At 33.5% G+C, this 1,838-nt stretch carries 2 protein-coding genes; one reads left to right on the forward strand and one right to left on the reverse strand.

Annotated elements, in window-relative coordinates; genetic code table 11:
- Window positions 1–159 precede the first annotated feature (159 nt).
- Window positions 160–1,482: a pitrilysin family protein gene (locus AS161_RS06510; protein ID WP_164542201.1), complete on the forward strand. Its 1,323-nt coding sequence runs from the start codon at window positions 160–162 to the stop codon at window positions 1,480–1,482.
- On the opposite strand, the gene AS161_RS09235 is transcribed toward AS161_RS06510, so the two are convergent.
- A partial coding sequence (locus tag AS161_RS09235; protein WP_206518780.1) for a DDE-type integrase/transposase/recombinase occupies window positions 1,475–1,838 on the reverse strand: 364 nt, incomplete at its 5' end. The two genes, AS161_RS06510 and AS161_RS09235, sit on opposite strands and share 8 nt — an antisense overlap.

The raw sequence follows: 1,838 nt of genomic DNA on the forward strand, positions 1-1,838 counted from the left end.
AAAAGCTGTACTCTAGTTAGGCAATCTTATTTAAGAGAACAAAGTCTCAAGGAGGGGCAACCTGAAACTATTTTACCAGAGGTGTTAAAAAATATGCATTCAATTTTCAAAGACCAATTTTAATTTTTACCGAACTTATTATACGAGGAGGGGGTTAAGTTGAAAAGGTTTTTACTGTTACTCATTTTAACGGTTTTTGCCTTATTTGTATTCGCTGCGGAAATTCCAAACGTGAACTTCACTACGTACACTCTCAAGAATGGATTAAAAGTATTCATCTTTGAAGACCACAGTGTGCCTCTTGTAAAGGTTGAGATTTGGTACAAAGTTGGCTCAATTGATGAAGAAGAAGGAAAAACTGGTATAGCACATTTACTGGAACACACCATGTTCAATGGGACAAGCGCTTTACCAAAAGGTGGGATTGATGATTTAATAACTTCGGTAGGTGGCGAGAATAACGCAGCTACTTTTTATGATTATACTTTTTACTATGAATTAGTACCTTCCGCTAAGCTTGAACTTGCGCTTGCAATTGAAGCTGATAGAATGAGAAACTTAAAGATCGACCCAGACGATTTTTATAGAGAAAAAGAAGTTGTAAAGCAAGAAAGAAGGATGAGAACAGAAAACAATTATATTCAATCAGGGTGGGAAGAGTTGCAGGCAACTGCTTTTAAAGGAACACCATTAGGTCATTTTGTTATAGGATTTATGAAAGATCTTGAAGCGATTACACACGTCGATGTAAGAAACTTTTATGAGATGTTCTATGCACCAAATAATGCGATACTTTCAATTAGTGGAGATGTAAACCCAGAAGAAGCAATTAAACTTGTTGAAAAGTACTTTGGTGAATACTCTCCAGAACAAGTAAAAAGACCTGTATACGCAGAACCAAAAATCGAGGGTGAAACTATACTTAAATTACCAAGATTGACAAGACTTTCTCTATTAATGGAACTTTACTCTATTCCAAAAGCAGACCATGAAGATATCCCGGCAATAGAAGCTCTTTTAGACATTTGGCTAAACAGTGAAAATTCCAGAGTAAATAAAGAGCTTTACTTTAATAAACAACTCATACTTGGCACCGGTGGTTTCATTTATGATTTAAGAATTCCTGGAATGGCAGTAATATACGCATTCGGTTACAGTGAAGAAGATTTAGATGCAATAAAAGATGGTATAGATAAAGAACTTGAAAAAATCATCAATGAAGGAATTAGTGAAGAAGAATTGCAAAAGGTTAAAAAGCAAATGATTAAATCAATTATATTCGCTCAAAAAGATTTAAAGGAATTTTCGTCTGAAATTGTCCTTGGCGAATTAAGATTCGGTAATCCTGAATTATACAAACAAAAACTTGAAAAACTAAATAAATTAACTAGCGAAGATATTCAAAGAGTAGCAGAAAAATACTTCTATAGCAAAAATAGATATGTTGGATACATAGTACCTAAAAAAGATGCTGTTAACTAGTAGTGATGATGGAAGCTAAAGCTGTAATCATCTCATTTTCGTTCTCATATAACTTGCATAGGTTCCTTACTACACAAAAACCATTTACATAGTACCGTATGTTGCTAAATTTCTTGAAGCTCCTTTTCGCCCTAACAAACATCTTAAATAACGAAAATTTCGATTCACATTCGTTGTTTTTACCTAGTCTTACTTCTCTGTGCTCAACATTATCAAAATTTAGTTTTACTGCTATCTCGTACGCTTTTAGTCCATCGGTTATTAACTCTATTTGTGTGTTTTGTTTTCTTTGACTAAAGTATTTATCTAACAATATCTTAACTTGTGACATATCACGATATCTTGATACATGCCAA

Origin of the sequence: Fervidobacterium sp. 2310opik-2, from assembly GCF_011057735.1 — a bacterium.
Classification (GTDB): Bacteria; Thermotogota; Thermotogae; order Thermotogales; family Fervidobacteriaceae; genus Fervidobacterium; species Fervidobacterium nodosum.